This is a genomic window from Streptomyces sp. BV286 (genome assembly GCF_019090165.1).
Classification (GTDB): domain Bacteria; phylum Actinomycetota; class Actinomycetes; order Streptomycetales; family Streptomycetaceae; genus Streptomyces.
On record NZ_JAHRIB010000149.1, the window covers coordinates 95938 to 115398 of the forward strand.

Annotated in this window: 17 protein-coding genes; 3 read left to right on the top strand and 14 right to left on the bottom strand. The window is 72.9% G+C overall.

Translation table 11 applies throughout. The annotated features are described in order from the left end of the window. Positions 1–5 precede the first annotated feature (5 nt). Positions 6–794 (bottom strand): carbon-nitrogen hydrolase family protein, encoded by a 789-nt coding sequence (locus KUF83_RS24415; protein ID WP_217457037.1) that lies wholly within the window; start codon positions 792–794, stop codon positions 6–8. A 349-nt stretch (positions 795–1143) separates the two neighbouring features. Here KUF83_RS24415 and KUF83_RS24420 point away from each other — a divergent pair, with 349 nt between their 5' ends. Further along, positions 1144–1812 (top strand): Repetin, encoded by a 669-nt coding sequence (locus KUF83_RS24420; protein ID WP_254644304.1) that lies wholly within the window; start codon positions 1144–1146, stop codon positions 1810–1812. Here the strand turns inward: KUF83_RS24420 and KUF83_RS24425 are convergent. From KUF83_RS24425 to rpe, 10 genes are all read right to left on the bottom strand, one after another. Next, positions 1781–3001, bottom strand: a complete 1221-nt coding sequence (locus KUF83_RS24425) for an MFS transporter (RefSeq protein WP_217457038.1) — start codon at positions 2999–3001, stop codon at positions 1781–1783. The genes KUF83_RS24420 and KUF83_RS24425 overlap by 32 nt on opposite strands. Before the next feature lie 444 nt (positions 3002–3445). Further along, positions 3446–3898, bottom strand: coding sequence for an Lrp/AsnC family transcriptional regulator (locus KUF83_RS24430; RefSeq protein WP_217457039.1), 453 nt, complete (start codon positions 3896–3898; stop codon positions 3446–3448). 61 nt (positions 3899–3959) lie between these two features. Then, complete coding sequence (locus KUF83_RS24435; RefSeq protein ID WP_217457041.1) at positions 3960–5429, bottom strand: amino acid permease; 1470 nt, start codon at positions 5427–5429, stop codon at positions 3960–3962. 292 nt (positions 5430–5721) lie between these two features. Further along, a complete protein-coding gene (locus tag KUF83_RS24440) occupies positions 5722–6117 on the bottom strand; it encodes a hypothetical protein (protein WP_217457042.1) in 396 nt (131 codons plus the stop codon). A gap of 63 nt (positions 6118–6180) precedes the next feature. Continuing rightward, on the bottom strand, positions 6181–6690 hold the full coding sequence (locus KUF83_RS24445; RefSeq protein ID WP_217457113.1) for a GNAT family N-acetyltransferase: 510 nt from the start codon (positions 6688–6690) through the stop codon (positions 6181–6183). 95 nt (positions 6691–6785) lie between these two features. Continuing rightward, positions 6786–8228: a GuaB1 family IMP dehydrogenase-related protein gene (locus KUF83_RS24450; protein ID WP_217457114.1), complete on the bottom strand. Its 1443-nt coding sequence runs from the start codon at positions 8226–8228 to the stop codon at positions 6786–6788. A gap of 128 nt (positions 8229–8356) precedes the next feature. Continuing rightward, the gene (locus KUF83_RS24455) at positions 8357–8689 is read right to left on the bottom strand and encodes a barstar family protein (protein WP_217457044.1); all 333 of its coding nucleotides are present in this window, start codon (positions 8687–8689) and stop codon (positions 8357–8359) included. After that, a complete protein-coding gene (locus KUF83_RS24460) occupies positions 8686–9090 on the bottom strand; it encodes a ribonuclease domain-containing protein (RefSeq protein WP_217457046.1) in 405 nt (134 codons plus the stop codon). The genes KUF83_RS24455 and KUF83_RS24460 overlap by 4 nt, the downstream gene beginning before the upstream one ends. Positions 9091–9159: 69 nt before the next feature. Continuing rightward, a complete protein-coding gene (locus KUF83_RS24465) occupies positions 9160–10203 on the bottom strand; it encodes a sugar-binding transcriptional regulator (protein WP_217457048.1) in 1044 nt (347 codons plus the stop codon). Between the two features lie 78 nt (positions 10204–10281). Continuing rightward, positions 10282–10968, bottom strand: a complete 687-nt coding sequence (gene rpe, locus KUF83_RS24470; protein ID WP_217457050.1) for a ribulose-phosphate 3-epimerase — start codon at positions 10966–10968, stop codon at positions 10282–10284. Positions 10969–11123: 155 nt separating this feature from the next. On the opposite strand from rpe, the gene KUF83_RS24475 reads away from it, so the two are divergent. Then, a complete protein-coding gene (locus KUF83_RS24475; protein WP_217457052.1) occupies positions 11124–13352 on the top strand; it encodes an MMPL family transporter in 2229 nt (742 codons plus the stop codon). 24 nt (positions 13353–13376) lie between these two features. Here KUF83_RS24475 and KUF83_RS24480 read toward each other — a convergent pair whose 3' ends face one another. Beyond that, positions 13377–14801 (bottom strand): RsmB/NOP family class I SAM-dependent RNA methyltransferase, encoded by a 1425-nt coding sequence (locus KUF83_RS24480; protein ID WP_217457053.1) that lies wholly within the window; start codon positions 14799–14801, stop codon positions 13377–13379. Between the two features lie 244 nt (positions 14802–15045). Further along, positions 15046–15990 carry a methionyl-tRNA formyltransferase gene (fmt, locus tag KUF83_RS24485; RefSeq protein WP_217457054.1) on the bottom strand — a complete coding sequence of 315 codons (945 nt, stop codon included), beginning with the start codon at positions 15988–15990 and terminating at the stop codon, positions 15046–15048. 402 nt (positions 15991–16392) lie between these two features. On the opposite strand from fmt, the gene KUF83_RS24490 reads away from it, so the two are divergent. Beyond that, on the top strand, positions 16393–16938 hold the full coding sequence (locus tag KUF83_RS24490; RefSeq protein ID WP_217457055.1) for a hypothetical protein: 546 nt from the start codon (positions 16393–16395) through the stop codon (positions 16936–16938). Between the two features lie 128 nt (positions 16939–17066). On the opposite strand, the gene KUF83_RS24495 is transcribed toward KUF83_RS24490, so the two are convergent. Further along, on the bottom strand, positions 17067–19226 hold the full coding sequence (locus KUF83_RS24495) for a primosomal protein N' (RefSeq protein WP_217457057.1): 2160 nt from the start codon (positions 19224–19226) through the stop codon (positions 17067–17069). Positions 19227–19461 lie beyond the last annotated feature (235 nt).

Sequence of the window (19461 nt, forward strand, 5' to 3'; positions counted from 1 at the left end):
GGGTGTCAGACGAGGGACCCGTAGAGGCCGGGGCGGCGGTCCTTCAGATACGGGTTCGTCTCCCGGGAGGCGGCGAGGAAGGCGGGGTCCACCTCGCCGAGGACGAGTTCCTCCGCGCGGCCCGCGCGGGCGCGGGCGCCGCCGTCGGGGCCGGCCAGGGTCGAGAGCCCGACGAACTCGAACTCCCCTTCCGTACCGACCCGGTTGACGTACGCGACGTACATCTGGTTCTCGAAGGCGCGCACCGGGACGACGGACTCGGCGACGAACTGGAAGGGGTGCATCTGGGCCGTCGGCACCACGAGGAGGTCGGTGCCGCCCAGGGCGTGCGCGCGGACGTTCTCCGGGAACTCCACGTCGTAGCAGACCATGAGGCCGACCCGGAGGCCGTCCAGGTCGGCCTGGACGACCGGCTCGTCGCCAGGAGTGAACCACTTCTGCTCGAAGCAGCCGAAGAGGTGGGTCTTGCGGTAGTTCGCCAGGCGCGTGCCGTCGCAGGAGATCAGCTGGACCGAGTTGAAGACCGACTCCGAGGACCGCTCCGGGTAGCCGTAGACGACGGCCACGCCGTGCCGGCCGGCGATCTCCGCGACCGCGTCCGCGGAGTCCCCGTCGGCGGGCTCGGCGAGCCGGTGCACGTCGGCGCCGATCGCGTAGCCGGTGAGGAACATCTCCGGGGTGATCAGCAGCCCGGCGCCCGCGGCGGCGGCCCGGCCCGCGGCCTCGTCGAGGACCCTGAGGTTCTCGGCGACGGAGCCGGGTCGGCCGGAGCTCTGGAGCAGGGCGGTGCGCATGCGTGTTCCTCACCGGGACGGAAGGGAGTGGGAGCCGGGCGGACGGCCGGAGGGACAAGGCCGGTCGGCCGGGCCGGAAAGGCGGGCCAGATAGACGGTACGGGCGACGGGTTCGGGCGGACAAGAAGGAGCCGTTGCGTGCCGGTGGACGAATCGTTGCGTCCACCGGCGGTCCGGCGGCGATTCGTTGCGCGCCCCCCGGTATGAGGGCCAGTCCTCCCCTGGGCGCAGGTCACCGACGTGCTCCCCGCCGGGTGGCGGAGGTGCGGTGCAGCCCCCGGCGCGATGTGGCGCGGCGGCGGCGCCGGAACAGTGGGTCCTGTCCGCAGCACCCGCCGAAAGGACTGTCATGAACCGTCGAAGCACCGCGACGAGCCTCCGTACGAGGATCACCCCGACCCGCCGGACGAAGGGCGCCGTGCTGGGTGCGGCCCTGCTCGTCACCACCGGGCTGGCGGGGTCCGCCATCGCGTCGGAGAGCGCGCCGGAGCCCGCGTCCGAGACCGTGCGCGAGGCCGCCGTGGCGTCGGGCACCCCGCGCGGGACCGCCCCTTCCGGCTCGTCCGGCCGGTCGCCGCGCGAGGCCGCCGCGCTCACCGGCAGCGCGAAGCTGTACCGGTCGGCCGGCGACGACATCACGTTCTCCTTCGACGCGCACCTGGCGGCCGAGGACACCGCCGATCCGCTGAAGGCGACGGGCACCTTCGAATGGAGCCACTACGCCGGCGGCAAGGGTGCCTGGGCGAAGGCCGAGGTGGACTGCCTGATCACCGGCGGCAAGGTGGCGGTCGTCTCCGGTGTCGTCACCGACTCCGACCTGCCCGGCGCGAAGGGCAAGCGGGTCGGCATCACCGTCCACGACACCGGAGGGCAGGACCGGCTCGGCTACAGCTGGGCCTCCACGGGCAGTCCCGTCGAGACCGAGGGACTGCCCAAGTGCGTCGGCTCGGCGCCCTTCGAGAAGGTCAGGAAGGGCACCGGCGACTTCACGGTCGTGCCGTGGCGTCCGAAGCTCTGACCGCCTTCCTCCCGGTGGCCACGATCAGCGCCGTCAGGAGGTAGGGCGCCGCCGACAGCGCGAAGGCCGCGCCGTGCGTGGCCGCCGATCCGACCACGGCATAGGCGCCGTACACGGCGATGGTGGCCAGGTCGGTGCCCACCCCGGCCACCGAGGTCAGGGTGGCGCGGCCGGTTCCTTCGATCCGCTCCTGGAGCCGGGCGTCGGCCAGGACGCTCGCCAGCTGGAATCCGCAGAAGGCCAGGGCCACCAGGCCGATACCGGCCGGGGTCCGCACCCCCGCGCCCACGGCGAGCGCCAGGGCCGAACCGGCCAGGATCGCCGCGAACCCGCCCTTGCCCAGCCGCTCTCCCGCGCCGGCCAGCAGCCCGCCGACCGTCGCACCCGCCCAGATCAGCAACAGCCAGTGCGGTACGGAGTTCTCCGTGACTCCCGTGTCGCGGACGAGCAGGGGCGTGTACTCGTCGAGCGCGCCCCATACAGCGGTGACGGCCGGGACGAGCAGCAGGGCGGCGCGGACGGACCGGTCCTCGCGGGCCTCGGCGAGCCCGGCCCGCAGCGAGCGGGCCCATCCCTCGCCGGGTCCGGCCGCGGGGGCCGGTTCCCGGTGCTCGGTGAACCGGGCCGCGGTGACCGCGGTCAGCAGACAGGCCAGCACGCTGGCGAGTCCGACGGCCGGGTAGCCGCCGAACGCGAAGACCGGGCCGGCCAGACCCAGCGCCGCGATCACGGCCACGAGTCCCGCGGCGCGGGCCCGGCCCATGATCCGTCCGTAGCGGTCGGCGGCGCCGAGCCGGTCGAGCTCCTCGTACACCAGCGCCTCCAGCGCGCCGGAGCCGAGCGCCCCCTTGGCTCCCCAGAGGACGAAGCCGAGGGCGAACGCCCAGTAGGACGGGACGAGCACCCAGAGCGTGAAGCCCGCGGCGGTGAGCAGCGGCCCGAACCACAGGAGCGCACGGCGGGACACGGCGTCGGCCCAGGCCCCCGAGGGGATCTCCAGGAGTACACCGGTCAGCGACCAGAGGGCGAAGAGCGAGGAGATCTGCCAGACCGTGAGCCCGTTGTCGGCGAACAGCAGGGCGTACACGGGGTAGAGCAGAACGAAGTCGTCGAGGAACGCGTAGCCGTACAGCGTGGCCGTCAGCCGCCGGACGGAGGTGTCGGGCACGCGCGCGGGTGAGAGTGTCATGAGGCCTTCCCGAAGGGACCGCGAAGAGATGTCGGACGCCGGAGATACGGCGCCCGAGGCGGCCCTCGGGAGGCACGGCTGATGGATCAATGTCGCCAGGTCATACCCCGATGCTAGACCCGCCCCTCCGCCCCGGCCCAGCGATTTACGCCTCCCCCACACCCACCCCGAAAAGGGGCGCGAGGAACGGCGCGACCAGCCCAGACCGACCCGCATTCGCCCTACACCCCGGGCACTCACCCACCCTCAGGGGCGCGGGGAACTGCGCGATCAGCCCAGGCCGGCGGCCACGCGACACACCACCCCGAACACCCACCCACCCAGGGGCGCGGGGAACGGCGCGACCAGCCCCCACCCACCCGCACACGACACACCATCCCGAACACCCACCCACCCCCAGGGGCGCGGGGAACTGCGCAACAAGCCCCACCGACCCGCGGAGCGCTACGTGGGGGACCCGGAAGAAAACCTCCGCAGCAACGGCGAAAGCACCAGCACGGACTTCGTCCGTTCCACGAACGGCTCCCCGGCGATCCGCTCCAGCACCCGCTCGAAGTGCCGCATGTCGGAGGCGAAGACCTGCACGACGGCGTCGGCCTCCCCGGTGACGGTGGACGCGGCCACGACCTCCTGGTACCGCTCCAGCCCTCGCTGGATGGTCTCGGGCGAGGTGTTCCGGCGGCAGTAGATCTCGACGAACCCCTCGGTCTCCCATCCGAGCGCCGCCGGGTCCACCCGCACCGTGAACCCGGTGATGGCCCCGCTGGCCCGCAGCCGGTCCACCCGCCGCTTCACGGCGGGCGCGGAGAGCCCGACCTCCTGTCCGATGTCGGCGAAGGAGCGCCGGGCGTCCTCGGCAAGGGCGTGGACGATGCGTTCGTCGAGATTGTTCAGCACTGCGGGTGGATCACTTCTCTTCGGAGACCGCTGGGAACCGCCGGGCCCCGCGAGGACCCGCTCAGCCGACCGGCCCGGTCGCGAGACGTGAGCGCCGGTAGCCGTAACTGAAGTAGAACACGAGCCCGACAGCCATCCAGACGCCGAAGACCACCCAGGTCACGGTGTCGAGGCTGCCCATCATCCACACGCAGAACCCGAAGCCCAGCGCGGGCATCAACGGCGACAGCGGCACCCGGAACGTGCGCGGCATCTCGGGCCGTGTCCGCCGCAGCACCACGACGGCCACATTGACCAGCGCGAAGGCGAAGAGCGTGCCGATGCTGGTCGCGTCGGCGAGCTGCCCGAGCGGGATCGCGGCGGCGAGTACGCCACAGAACAGGGACACGATGACCGTGTTGACGCGCGGGGTCCCGGTCTTCGGGTGGACGCGGGAGAAGACCTTGGGGACGAGTCCGTCGCGGGACATGGCGAAGAGGATGCGGGTCTGCCCGTAGAGGACGGTCAGCACGACGCTCGCGATGGCGATCACGGCGCCGGCCGCCAGTAGCGTGCCCCAGACGGCGTCACCGGTGACGTCCTTCATGATCCCGGCGAGGGCGGCCTCGGAGCCGGTGAACCGCTGCCAGGGCTTGGCGCCGACGGCGACGGCCGCGACGAGCACGTACAGGGCCGTCACGATGATCAGGGAGAGCATGATCGCGCGGGGCAGGTCGCGCTGGGCGTTCTTCGCCTCCTCGCCCGCGGTGGAGGCCGCGTCGAACCCGATGTACGAGAAGAAGAGGGTCGCCCCGGCGGCACTGACGCCGGCCATGCCGAGCGGCATGAAGTTCTCGTAGTTGCCGGAGCGGAAGCCCTGGATGCCGATCGCGCAGAACAGCAGCAGTGCGGCGATCTTGACGACGACCATGACGGTGTTGGCGCGTGCGGACTCCCGGGCGCCGCCGAGCAGGAACGCCATGGCGAGCAGTACGACGATCAGCGCGGGCAGGTTGAAGATCCCGCCGTCGCCGGGCGGGGCGGAGAGCGCGTCCGGGATGGTGACGCCGATCGTGCCGTCGAGGAGCTCGTTCAGGTACTCGCCCCAGCCGACGGCGACGGCCGCGACGGAGACGCCGTACTCCAGGACGAGGCACCAGCCGCAGATCCAGGCGACGAGTTCGCCCATGGTTGCGTACGCGTACGAGTACGAGGATCCGGCGACCGGGATGGTGCCCGCGAGCTCGGCGTACGAGAGGGCCGAGAAGAGTGCCGTGAGTCCGGCTATCACGAAGGAGACGGTGACGGCCGGGCCGGCCTTCGGGACGGCCTCGCCGAGCACCACGAAGATGCCGGTGCCGAGCGTGGCACCGATGCTGATCATCGTCAGCTGCCACAGGCCGAGGGAGCGGCGCAGGCTGCCGCCCTCCCCCTGGCCGCCCTCGGCGACCAGGCTCTCCACGGGCTTGCGGCGCATCAGACGCGCGCCGGGGCCCGGAGGCGCGGGGGTGGGGTGACTGCGGGACTGCGGGGGTGCGCCGTGGTCGAGCACGCGGCTGGCTCCTTCATCGCTGCCGGTGAGGGCGGCGCGGCCCCACGGCAGCCCTGAGGAGGGACCACCGTGCACGGGGTCCCCGCCACACTACGTTCAGCGCACGACTCTATGAGTCCTGGCTTTCCGGCCGTAATGCAGCAACCTTGCGCGTGTCCGCAGGATCGTTGCGTTCATCGGGGGCAGCCGGGCGATCGTTGCGCGGGGCCTTTCGACCGTTGCGCGAAACGAGCACGCCGAGGCCGGAGTCGCAGGCCGCAGTCGCAGACGGCGAGGTGCGCGTGCTGCCCGCTCAGAGGCCGTCGGGCCGCCCGGCGATCGCTCGCGCCTCGGCCACGTCACCCGCGTCGAAGCCCAGCTGTCCGGGCTGTCCGTGGGCGGCCGCCTGCTCGTCGATCCACCGGTTGTGGGCCTCCCACGCGGCCTGCTTGCTGGTCCCGAGGGCCGCTCCGATCTGCGACCAGGAGGCCCCGGCCGCACGGGCCGCGCGCACGCTGAGCTGACGGCCGTACGCCGCCTTTCGGGCCACCACCTCGCTGAGGGCGAGCAGTTCCAGCAGTTCGCCCCGCCCGAGGGCCTCCTCGTCGCTGCCCGCTCCCGCCAGTGACTCCCGGACCCTCAGCTCGTCGAGACGGGCCACGGCGGTCAGCAGCGTGTACTGCGGCTCGGTGCTCTGCGGTGTCGTCATGACCCCAGCGTCCCGTCAGGCAGACTTGACGTCAAGACGCCCTGACGACAAGGTGGCCTGACGTCACGCCTGCAGGGCATCAAGGCGTTTGACCATGAAGACACAGGGATCGGCGCACTCGCGGCGCTCGCCGTCGACGTCGAGGTACGCCCAGCGGTCGACGTACGTCACGACGGGCCGGTAGCCGAGCCGTGCGTAGAGCGCCGCGGCCCGCGGGTTGTCGTCACCGACACCGAGTCCCATGAGCCCGGTTCCGCGCGCGACGGCCAGTTCCTCGGCGGCCCGCACGAGCGCCCCGCCGATACCCCGTGAGCGCAGCGTCGCGGGCCAGACGAACAGTCCGTTGATCTCGGGGCAGCCCGGCCGCGCGGCGCGCACCTCGGTGGCCGCGCAACCGGTCCAGCGGACCTCCGCGTGACCGACGGGCCGGCCGTCGAGCCAGGGGATCAGATACGTGCTCCCGCCCGCTTCCTGCCGCGCGAACCGCGCCCCATGGCTCCCGTCCACGCTGTGCGAGGGCATGAACCGCTCCAGGACCGCGACGTCCTCGGCCCGGCAGGCATCGATCCGCATCCGCATCCGCCCGACCTTAGCGACAACCGGACGCGGGGCGGCCCCTGTTGTCCCGCGTCACGGGGCAACAGGGGCCGCACGAAAGAGAGTCGGGCTCAGCCCCAGCTGGCGTGCAGCGGCTTGCCCTCCGCGTAGCCGGCCGCGCTCTGGATGCCCACGACGGCCCTCTGCGTGAACTCCTCCAGGGAGTTGGCACCCGCGTAGGTGCACGAGGAGCGCACGCCCGCGATGATCGAGTCGACCAGGTCCTCGACGCCGGGCCGGGACGGGTCCAGGAACATCCGGGAGGTCGAGATGCCCTCCTCGAACAGCGCCTTGCGGGCCCGGTCGTACGCCGATTCCTCCGACGTCCGGTTGCGTACCGCACGCGCGGACGCCATGCCGAACGACTCCTTGTAGAGGCGGCCGTCGGCGTCCTGCTGGAGGTCGCCCGGCGACTCGTAGGTCCCGGCGAACCACGAGCCGACCATGACGTTCGAGGCGCCCGCGGCCAGTGCCATGGCGACGTCGCGCGGGTGCCGCACACCACCGTCGGCCCACACGTGCTTGCCGTACTTCTTCGCCTCGGCGGCGCACTCCAGGACCGCCGAGAACTGCGGGCGGCCCACACCGGTCATCATGCGCGTGGTGCACATGGCGCCCGGTCCGACACCGACCTTGATGATGTCCGCGCCGGCCTCGATCAGGTCGCGTACGCCCTCGGCGGCGACGATGTTGCCCGCGACGACCGGCACCTGCGGGTCGAGTCCGCGGACGGCACGGACCGCGGCGATCATCGACTCCTGATGACCGTGGGCGGTGTCCACGACGAGCGTGTCGACGCCCGCGGCGAGCAGCTGCTTGGCCTTGCCCGCGACGTCGCCGTTGATCCCGACGGCGGCCGCGATGCGCAGCCGACCGTCCGCGTCGGTCGCCGGCGTGTAGAGAGTGGCGCGCAGGGCGCCCTTGCGGGTGAGGATGCCGGCGAGCCTGCCGTCCTTGTCCACGGCAGGGGCGTAGCGGCGGTTGGCGTGGTCGAGCCTGCCGAAGGCCTCGCCGGGCTCGATGTCCGCGTCGAGCAGCAGCAGGTCCTTCGACATGACCTCGGACAGCTGGGTGAAGCGGTCGACGCCGCTGAGGTCGGCGTCGGTGACGACACCGACCGGCCTGCCGTCCCCGTCCACCACGACGCCGGCGTTGTGGGCGCGCTTGGGCAGCAGGGACAGCGCGTCGGCGACGGTCTGGTGCGGGGCGAGGATGATCGGGGTGTCCAGGACGAGGTGACGGCTCTTGACCCAGGACACGACCTCGGTGACGACCTCGATCGGGATGTCCTGCGGGATGACGACGAGCCCGCCCCGGCGGGCCATGGTCTCGGCCATGCGGCGGCCCGCGATCGCCGTCATGTTGGCGACCACCAGCGGGATCGTGGTGCCGGTGCCGTCCGGCGAAGCCAGGTCGACGCCCTGCCGCGAGCCGACCGCGGAACGGCTCGGCACCATGAAGACGTCGTCGTACGTCAGGTCGTACGCGGGCTGGATGTCGTTGAGGAAACGCACGTGCTGCACATCCCAGTCGATCAGAGGTGGCCCCCGAACAGGACAGCCCGGGGGAAGAGCACGTACCTCATTGTCCCATGTCGACGGGTTCGCACGCTCCGGGCCGATCGTCCAGGCCGGTCGGCGGCCTACTGGTGGGATCCTCCAAGGGCCAGCGCCACGGTGAGCGCCGGCACGAGGTCCGCCGCCCCGGCGAACACGTCCTCGGCGACCTCCCACTCCTCGGGCCGCGTCCGCGCGTACGCCCGCCAGCCGGTGACGACGACGAGCAGTCCGCCCTCGCCGGCGGCCTCGGGCCACACGGACGGGTCGGTGAGGCTGTCGGCGAGCGCGTCCCAGTTCCGTCCGAACCAGTCCGGCAGGCCCAGGGCGCTCACGCAACGCTCCATGAGGCCAGCCTTGTCCGTGACACCGTCGAGGTCCAGCGTGACCACGTGGCGGCCCGGCACGTCGTCCGTCATCTCAGCACCGCCCTGAACGAGTCGTAGTGATCATCGGTGTAGTAGACCTCGCCGCCCCGCCCGGTGACAACGCGCCGGGCTCCGCGGTCCCGCTCGCCGGGTGTCCATACCGTGTACTCGTGGTAGTGGCCGTGCTCGCGCCGCGGCAGCTCGCGCTCGCGGTTGCCGAAGACGGCGCCGTCCCTGGCGTACGGGAAAGGGCCGCCCTCGTCGATAAGGGTGAGCGTCCGGCGGGCCTCGGCGGGCAGGTCGGACTCCCTGACGGTCTCCGTCCCGGCGGCCCAGGCGGGGACCGAGGCCGGTGCGGCCGTCCCGGTGCCCGTCGACGAGCAGCCGGCCGTCAGGACGGCCAGACAGATCAGCAGCCCGGACAGCAGACGGGGGACGGACCGGAGCAGCATGTCGCCGATGCTGCCACAGCCGTCCCCGCGAGGCGTGCTGTCGAACCGCCGGCCGGACCGGCTGGAGGATCACATGCCGTCGGGGTCCGCCCGGTCGAGGGCGGGACGGGGTGTCGGACCCGCCGTCATCAGGGCGTCCGCGGCGGCCGTGTCGGTCACCAGGCTGGTGACGAGGCCGGACCGCAGCACCGCGTCGATGGCGGCCGCCTTGCGCTGTCCGCCGGCGATCGCGACGACCTCGGGGATCCGCCGAAGCCGGTCGGCCTCGACGGTGATGCACCGCTCCCCCAGGTCCCGGCCGACACGACGGCCCTCGGAGTCGAAGAGGTGCGCGGACATCTCCGCGGCCACACCGAGGGTGGCGTAGTGGGCGCGCTCCTCCTCGGTGAGCATGTCGTGCACCGTGGAGATGCCCGCCTCCCAGGAGCCGATCGACACGCAGGCGACGGTGACCTTGTCGAAGTACTCGAAGGCGCGGGCGATGCCTGTCTGGCTGCGCAGCGCGGCCGCGGTGGCCACGTCCGGCAGCAGCATCGGCGCGTAGATGGGGTGGGCGTCGCCGCCGGAGACCTGGGCGGCCCGGCGGACGGCCTCGACCGAGCCGCGCTCGGCCGTCCCGGCGTCGTACACACCCGTCAGCTGCACCACCGTGCACGGCGGCAGCCGGTCGAGCGCGGCCGCCATGTGGATGGTGGAACGGCCCCAGGCGAGGCCGAGCACATCGCCTTCGGCGACCAGCTCGCCGAGCAGGTCGGCGGCCACCTCGCCGAGGTTCTCCGGGTCGGGTGACTCCTCGGCCTCGGCCGGGGACTCGACGACGACGGCGTGCCGCAGGCCGTAGCGGGCACGCAGCGCGTCCGAGCGCTCCGCGTCCAGCTCGGCGGGGACACGGATCTCGATCCGCACGAGATCACGTTCGAGGGCGGTCTCCAGGACCCGGGCCACCTTGAAGCGGCTGACGCCGAACTCCTCGGCGATCTGGATCTTGGATTTGCCCTCCAGGTAGAAGCGACGGGCCATGGCCGCCGCCTGCACCAGCTCAGCGGGTCCCATCCGCATGGCCGACCGGCCCGCCGACATACCCGACACGGCGTTCTCCTCACTGCTGTTCACACTCTGGATTCGCCGTTCATCCTTGCAGATGCGGCGTACTTGATCAGCCCTGAGGGGCGGCGTTCATGTTCCCTTGGCTCAGTGGCCGCATGCCCATGCTGCCTGGGCCGTCGCCTCCTCCGCCTGCGTGCGCAATGCACGTACCGCCTGGGCGGGGTCGTCCGCCCCGTACACCGCGGACCCCGCGACGAAGACGTCGGCGCCCGCCTCCGCGCAACGCTCGATGGTGGAGGCCGAGACACCGCCGTCGACCTGCAGCCACAGTTCGAGGCCGTGCTTGTTGATCAACTCGCGGGTGCGGCGGATCTTCGGCAGCATGATGTCGAGAAAGGCCTGGCCTCCGAAGCCGGGCTCGACGGTCATGATCAGCAGCATGTCGAGCTCGGGAAGCAGGTCCTCGTACGGCTCGATGGGAGTCGCGGGCCGCAGGGCCATGGAGGCCCGGGCGCCCTTGGCCCGGATCTCGCGGGCGAGCCGCACGGGTGCGGCGGCCGCCTCGACGTGGAAGGTGACGGAACCGGCACCCGCTTCTACGTACTGGGGCGCCCACCGATCGGCGTCCTCGATCATCAGATGGCAGTCCAGCGGCGTGTCCGTCGCCCGCGCCAAGGACTCTACGACCGGCACACCTAGCGTGAGGTTCGGGACGAAATGGTTGTCCATCACGTCGACATGCAGCCAGTCGGCCCCTTCCACCGCCCTTGCCTCCTCGGCAAGGCGGGCGAAGTCGGCGGACAGGATGCTGGGGTTGATCTGCGCGGCCATGCCACAAGCCTGCCATGCCCGGCGCCGGTTGCCCTCCTCGGTCCCCGACCCGGACCAGTCGGTACGTACCAACTCCGCCGAGTGACTGCACCTGCCGGACGGCGCGTGCCATCCTTGGCGGCCCACCAGCTCCACACACGGCTACGGGGGTGGCCATGACGGACGCGCAGGGGAACCAAGGACAGCAGGGGCAGCAGGGGCAGGGCCGGCGCGGTATCGGCTGGCTGGTCTGCGGCCGGCGGTCCAAGTGGCTGGTCGTGGGACTGTGGCTGGTGCTGCTGGTCCTGACGGCGCCCTTCGCCCAGAAACTCACCGACGCCCAGGACAACGACGCGGCCTCCTGGCTGCCCGGTTCCGCCGAGTCCACCCAAGTCCTGCAGATCTCCGAGGACTTCAGGCCGGAGCAGATCCCCGCGATCGTCGTGTACGCCCGTGCGGAAGGCCTCACGGCACAGGACCGGGATCGGATCGCCGAGGACGTACGGGAGCTCAAGGAACTGCGTGCGCACGGCATCCGCGGCGCGGAGACCCGTGGCCCCGTCTACGACCGGCAGACGGACCCACGGGCGGCCCAGGTCCTGGTGCCGATCACGATGGACGAGAAGGGCTGGGAGCAGATCGGGCCCGCGGTCGACTCGATCCGTGCGGACGTCGGCGAGGGCGGGGACGGGCTCGCCGTGCACATCACGGGCCCGGGCGGCACCTCAGCGGACTTCTCCGAGGCCTTCGAGGGCATCGACTCCACGCTGCTGTTCTCGGCGATGATCGTCGTCATCGTGATGCTGCTGCTGACCTACCGCAGTCCGACCCTGCTGCTGGTGCCGCTGCTCGGCGTGGTCGCGGCGCTGTTCACCGCGCAGGCGCTGATCTACCTGTTCGCGGAGCACGCGGGGCTGACCGTCAACGGCCAGAGCGCGGGCATTCTGACGGTCCTCGTCTTCGGCGCGGGGACGGACTACGCCCTGCTCCTGGTGGCCCGCTACCGGGAGGAACTGCGCCGCCACGAGGACCGCCACGAGGCCATGGCGCTCGCCCTGCACCGGGCGGGCCCCGCGGTGCTCGCCTCCGGCGCCACCGTCGTCCTGAGCATGCTGGTGCTGCTCGCCGCCGAGATGAACTCGACGCGCGGTCTCGGCCCGGTCGCCGCGATCGGTGTCGCGGTGGCGCTGATCGCGATGCTGACGCTCTTCCCGGCCCTGCTGGTGATCTGCGGCCGCTGGATCTTCTGGCCGGTGATCCCGCACCTCGGCTCCCCGGACCCCACCGAGCGCGGTGTCTGGGCCCGGATGGGCCGCCGCATCTCGCTTCGCCCGCGCATGATCTGGGCCGTCACGGCGGCGGTCCTCGCGCTGCTGTCGCTGGGCCTCATCCAACTGCGCGCGGAGGGCATCAGCAACGCCGACGCCTTCACCGGCGAACCCGACTCGATCGTCGGCCAGGAGGTGTCCGCGCAGTACTTCCCCGCGGGCAGCGGCGATCCGCTCGTCATCGTCAGCAACCGCGCCCAGGCCGAGGAGGTCGGCCGGGCGGTCGCGGACACCCGAGGAGTCGTACCGGAATCCCTCGGCCTGCCACCGGGCACGAAACCCGAGTTCGAGGGCAAGGTCCTCTTCGAGGCCACGATGACCGACCCGGCGGACAGCGAGGCCGCGAAACAGACGGTCGAGCGGGTACGGGACGCCGTCCACGACGTGCCGGACGCGGACGCGCAGGTCGGCGGCGGTACGGCGTCACTGCTGGACATGGACGAGGCGACGACCCACGACAACATCCTGATCATCCCGCTGGTGCTGGTCGTGGTGCTGCTGATCCTCTGTGTCCTGCTCCGCGCCCTGATCGCCCCGCTGCTGCTGATCGGCACGGTGGTGCTGTCCTTCGCCGCCGCACTGGGCATCAGCGCGCTCGCGTTCCGGTACGTCTTCGACTACGCGGGCGAGTCGACGGACTTCCCGCTGTTCGTCTTCGTCTTCCTGGTGGCTCTGGGCATCGACTACAACATCTTCCTGACCACCCGGATCCGCGAGGAGGCAGCCGGCCAGGGCACCCGCAAGGGGGTGGTGACGGGCCTCTCCACCACCGGCGCGGTCATCACCTCGGCGGGCCTGGTGCTCGCGGGCACGTTCGCGGCCCTGGCGACCCTCCCGATGGTCGCCTTCGCCGAACTCGGCTTCGCGGTGGCCCTGGGCGTACTGATCGACACGTTCATCGTGCGCTCGGTCCTCGTGACGTCCCTGTTCCTGGACGTGGGACCGAAGATCTGGTGGCCCCACCGGCTGGCGCACGAGGACGGCGCCGGGGGCGGGACCACGACACGGCCGCCGGCCGCCCCGGCAGCCGGGACGGGTGCGTCGGAACCGGCCTCGCCGGGTGGCCCCGCGGAGTGACTCCGATCCGCGCGCCCGGAGAGGTCAGCCCGTCCGGCGGATCAGCGCCAGGTACATCGCGTCCGTGCCGTGCAGGTGCGGCCACAACTGGACGTCCGGCCCGTCGCCCAGGGCCGGGACACCCTCGAACAGCGGCCGGGCGTCGAGGAGTTCGGCGTCGTGCTGCTTGAGTACGTCGTTGACCACGGCCCGGGTCTCGGCGAGGTGCGGCGAGCAGGTGGCGTAGCCGACGACACCGCCGACCCGCACCGAGTCGAGCGCCGTGCGCAACAGCCCCCGCTGCAGCGGGGCGAAGCCGTCCAGGTCGTCGGGCCGGCGCCGCCAGCGGGCCTCCGGACGCCGGCGCAGCGCACCGAGCCCTGTGCAGGGCACGTCCATCAGGACGCGGTCGAAGGTCCCGGCCCGCCACGGCGGCCGCGTCCCGTCGGCGGCGATGACCTGGTACGGCCCGGGGTTCCCGGCGAGTGCCTTCGCGACCAGCCCGGCCCGATGCGGCTGCTTCTCGGAGGCGAGCAGCACGGCCCCGCGCTCGGCGGCGAGCCCGGCGAGCATGGCCGCCTTGCCGCCCGGCCCGGCGCATCCGTCGAGCCATGCCTTGTCCGGCCCGTCGAGCGGCGCGTTGGCGAGGGCGAGGGCCACCAGCTGGCTGCCCTCGTCCTGAACGCCCACCCGTCCTTCGCGTACGGCCTCGATGGCACCGGGCTCGCCGCCCTCGGACAGCCGCACGGCGTACGGCGACCAGCGTCCCGGCAGCGCGTTCTCCTCGCCGAGCACGCCGAGGATCTCGTCGGCGGTGGAGCGTCCGGGCCGGGCGACCAGGGTCACCTCGGGCCGCTCGTTGTCGGCCTCCAGCAGGTCCTCGATGCCGGCGCGTCCGCCGCCGAGCGAGTCCCACAGCGCCGAGACGACCCAGCGCGGATGCGAGTGGACGACGGCGAGATGATCCTCGGGGTCCTCGTCGTAGGGCGGCGCGACCTTCTCGATCCAGCCGTCCAGATCGTGCTGCGCGATCTTCCGCAGCACGGCGTTGACGAACTTCGCCCGCCCGTCCCCGAGCACGACCCTCGCGAGGTCGACGGACGCGGACACGGCGGCGTGCGTCGGGATCCGCGTCCCGAGCAGCTGGTGCGCGCCCAGGCTCAGCACATCGAGCACCGGCGGGTCGACCTCGCGGAGCGGCCGGTCCACGCAGGCCGCGATGACGGCGTCGTAGGTGCCCTGCCGGCGCAGCGTCCCGTACACCAGCTCCGTCGCCAGTGCCGCGTCCCGCCCGTCGAAGTCGCCCTTCTCCCGGGCCTTCCGCAGCAGGGGCGGCAGGACGAGATTCGCGTACGCGTCCCTCTCGTCCACGGCCCGCAGCGCCTCGAAGGCGAGCATCCGTACGGGGTCCTTCTGCGGACGGCGGTAGGGCTTGCGCTGCTGGCGGGGCCGAGGGGACTGCTCGTTCACGTAAAGGTGCTCCGGCTCGTGGAAGAGATACCGCCCCAGCGTACGTCGCCCGCCCACCCCACGAGCACGCCCTCCACGTCTTCGAAGACGAACGGCGCAGCCCAGGACAGGCGCGGGGAACGGCGCAGGCTCTTGCGGGGCAGGGAACGGCGCAGTCCTTCAAGGGGCGCGGGGAACGGCGCGACCAACCCCCAACGACCCGCGCATGACGTCACACCGGCCCCCGGCAGGCGACGGCCCGCCACTAGAGCGCCCCGCCACCCCCCACAACCTCGCCGGAGGCGATCCGTACGCCCCGGGCCCAGTCCCCCGCCCGCATCGGCTTCTTGCCCTGTGCCTGCACCCACAACAGCTCGACGGCGTACGACCCGGTACCGACGTACACGTTGTTCTTCCCGACCGCCAACGCCCCCGGCGCCAGATCCGTCCGCTCGGGCACCGGCACGACCTGGATCAGCTTGAGCCGCTCGGCGCGGAAGACGGTCCACGCGCCGGGCGCGGGCGTACAGCCGCGTACGACCCGGTCGACCCGCAGCGCCGGCGCCGCCCAGTCCACCTGGGCGTCCTCAACGGTGATCTTCGGCGCCAGAGTGATGCCGTCCACCGGCTGCGGCACGGCCTTCAGGGTGCCGTCCTCGATCCCGTCCATGGTCGCCGCGAGCAGCCCGGACCCGGCGAAGGCGAGCCGCGTCAGCAGGTCCCCGCTGGTGTCGGTGGGCCGCACCTCCTCGGTGACGGTCCCGTAGACGGGCCCGGAGTCGAGCCCTTCCTCAATGAGGAAGGTGGAGGCACCGGTGATCTCGTCCCCGGCCATGACCGCGTGTTGCACGGGCGCCGCCCCGCGCCAGGCGGGAAGCAGGGAGAAGTGCAGGTTGACCCAGCCGTGGGCGGGGATGTCGAGCGCGACCCGGGGCAGCAGCGCGCCGTAGGCCACGACGGGGCAGCAGTCCGGGGCGATCTCCCTCAGCCGCGCGAGGAAGGCCTCGTCCCGTGGCCGCGGCGGCTTCAGCACCTCGATCCCGACGTCCTCGGCGCGCTGAGCCACAGGGCTCGCGACCAGCCTGCGTCCCCGCCCGGCCGGCGCGTCGGGCCGCGTGACGACGGCGGCCACCTCGTGCCGCCCGGAGGCGATCAGGGCGTCCAGTGCGGGAACGGCGACTTCGGGGGTACCGGCGAAGACGAGCTTCATGGGTGACAGTCGGCCTCTCGGGCGGATTCACAACGGGCAGCGCACCAGTCTATGGGGCGCCGGGCCGGTGGACCCCTGCGCCCGCGGGACCGTGCCGGACGGCAACGCACGACGACGGCCGGGCGTCCTGTGCCCGCCGCCCGGGTCCTCCCCGGGGGGCGGCGGACGACGGCACCGAACGTCCCGCCGAGGCCGCCGCACGGCCCGTGAGGCATGGCAAAAGCCCTTGTCAGGGGTGTACGGAGGCGAGCGCTCGTCCGCCCGCCGGGGGCGTACGCATATGCCCCCACGCCCCTGCTGCGTGACCACTCACCCCGAAACGCGTTGGTCAAGAAAGAGTTGACCAAAACGGGCCGCAATCGCGGCCCGGTCCTTTTCAACGCCGGTTCGAGAGGCTTGTTCATGGCCGACCACGCAACCCACGACGCCCAGGCTCGGGCCAGCCTGCACTTGCTGGTGCGGGACATCGAGCGGGTCCGCCGGCAGGTGGACGCACTGCGCACGCTGACCGCCCAGTTGGGCAACGTCTACCGCCCGCGCCGCTCCGGACCCTCCACGGGTTTCGTCGTCTACGGACGCGCCCCCGCCCCGACCGTCCGCCTCGCCCAGGAGCTGCGGGACAGCGTCGAGACCCTGGTCACGGCCGCCGTGGACTTCGACCGCTCGCTGGGCTTCTCGTGGGACGCGGTGGGCTCGGCTCTCGGGGTCACGAAGCAGGCGGTGCACCGCCGTTACGGAGCCCGTCGAGCGACCGCGCAGGCCGCCGCCGAGGCGGAGCGCGCGACCGAGCCGTCCGGATCCCGCGCAGTCGCCGTCAACACCGGCATGCCCACGGTCCCCGCCGCCCGTTCCATGCCCATGCCCCTGCCGACCCAGCCGACGGCGGGCAGCCCCACCCTCCGCGAGGAGGTCAGGCCGAGCGCCTTCCCGGGCCCACGCAACGGCTGACGCGCACACCTGTCCGTACTGAGCACTCCCTGGCTGCCCCCGACCGAGTTCGGGGGCAGACCTGTACGCCCGACCGGCAGCCGGTCACAGTTCCCCGCCTGAGACGTCCTGCCGGGTTGCCCGGGCGGTCACCCGATGTCGGGCGGGTCGATCCGGATCCGTACCGCATCGCTTCCCCCGCTGCCGGCGCTCCCGCCACGCGCCATCCGGGCCGCCTGCGCGCTCTTCAGGGCCGACGCCAGTGCGGCGCCCTTCCCCGGTGGCACCCGGATCAGGGCCCGCTCCCATGGCTCCCCCGTCGGCGGCGCCCCCGGCCGCCGCGGCCGTCCCGGATCGGCCGAAGGCATCGGGACAGGGCCCAACACCTCTGCCTCACCGGGCAGTTCGACCGCGGCGAGAAACCCGGCGAGCGCCTCCGCGGTCCCGGCCACCGATGCCATCCGCGACACCGGCGGGAAACCCAGCTCGGCCCGCTCGGCCAGTTCACGGACGGCGTGCCCGACCGGATCCCACCGCACCAGCGCCTGCACGGGCCGCAGCGTCGGCTCGGCGACGACCACCACGGTCCCGCCGTCCCGCTGGCCCCGCACCAGGGCCGCCGCCTCGATCCACCGCCGCAGCGCGTCCTCCGCGGCCCTGAGGTCGGGCCGCCCCAGCATCGCCCAGCCGTCGAGCAGCAGAGCAGCCGCGTAGCCGCCCTCGGCGACGGGCTCCGCGCCCGGCGTACTGACGACGAGCGCCGGCGATCCCGGCACCGTGTCCAGCACCTGCTCGCGCCCCGACGTCCGTACGGGCACCGCGGGAAATGCGCGCCCCAGCTCCTCGGCGGTCCGCCGCGCCCCCACGACCTGCGCCCGCAGCCTGAACCCGCCGCACTCGGGGCAGTGCCAGCCGCCTTCGTCACGCCCGCACCACCCGCACCGCAGGCCCCCGGCGTCCTGACCTTCCAGCGGCCCCGCGCAGTGCCGGCACCGCGCGGGCGCCCGGCACTGCGCACAGGCCATCCGCGGCACGTAACCGCGCCGGGGCACCTGCACCAGCACGGGCCCCTGCTTCAGCCCCTCGCGGACGGCCTGCCAGGCGAGGCTGGGCAGCCGGGCGGCCCGGGCGGCCTCGTCCCGCGCGAGGTCCCCGTCCCCGACGGTCCGTACGAGCGGGGCCGCCGCCCGTACCGTCTCCCGCTCGGCGACGATCGGGGCCGCCCAGCCGCTCTCCACGAGCTGGGCGGCCTCGACGGTGCAGCTCCGACTGCCCAGCAGGAAAGCGCACTTGTCGTGGGCAGCCCGCAGCAGCAGCACTTCCCGCGTGTGCGGCTGTGGCGCGTGCAGTTCGCTGTGGCTGCCGTCCCCGTCGTCCCAGACGGCCACCAGCCCCAGATCCCGGACGGGCGCGAACATGGCGGCCCTGGTCCCCACCACGGCCCGTACGGAGCCCCGCCGCACGGCCAGCCACTGCCGGTACCGCTTCTCCGGCCCGGCCTCGGCGGTGAGCACGGCATGCCGGCTCTCCCCCAGCACCGACGTCAGCGCGGCGTCGACCCGGCTGACGGCCCGCCCGTCCGGCACGACGACGAGCGCGCCGCGCCCCGATGCGAGCGTCGCCGCCACGGCCCGGGCCAGCTCCTCGGCCCAGCCGGGGCCCGGCAGGGCGTTCCAGACCGCTCGGGGCGCCCCGCCGCCCGCCAGTGACTCGATGAAGGCCGCCCCGCGCGCGTACCTGGACCAGGTGCCCGCCGCGGGCACCTCAGGCGCGGGCAGTGGCTCGGGCGACGGTTTCCCCTCGGCCCGGGCGTTGCGCGGCGGGACGGCCAGCTGCAGCACATCGGCCAGACTCCCGGCATACCGATCGGCGACGGCTCGCGCGAGGCCGAGAGACTCCTCGCTCAACACGGGCTCGGGCGAGACGACCTGGGCGAGCGCCGCGAGTGGCCCCGGATAGTCGGACTCGGCCAGCCGCTCGACGAGGAACCCGTCGATCAGTCCGCCGCCCTCGCGCCGCCCCTCCCGCACCCGGTGCCGCCCGGCGCCGAACCGCACCCGCACCCGCACTCCCGGCTGCGCGTCGGCGTCGAGCTCCTCGGGGACGGCGTAGTCGAAGTAGCGGTCGAGATGCAGCACGCCCTTGTCGACGAGCACCCGCGCGACGGGCAGTTCCTTCGCGACCGCCGCGCCGCGCCAGGTCCGCGGCTTGGCCCGCGGCGCCTTGCGCACCGCGTCCCGGATCAGCGCAAGCTGCTCGGGCGGCGCCCCCTCGGCCCCGCCGCCCGCCTGCCCGTCCGTGCTGCTCACAGCTGCATTCCTACCAGACCGCACTGACACCGCCGCCCGCCCGGGATCAGTCCGGCAGCCCTTCGTGAACCACCTTCTCCGCACGCACCGTGCGCACTCCACGGAGTACGCGCGGCCGGCGCACCGGGCGGCCCTCGGCGTACGGAGCTGCACGGCTGACGGGTCGGCCGATCCGGTGGCCCCGCGGCGTGAAACACCGAGGCCCGGCACCCCGAGGGGTGCCGGGCCTCGCAGA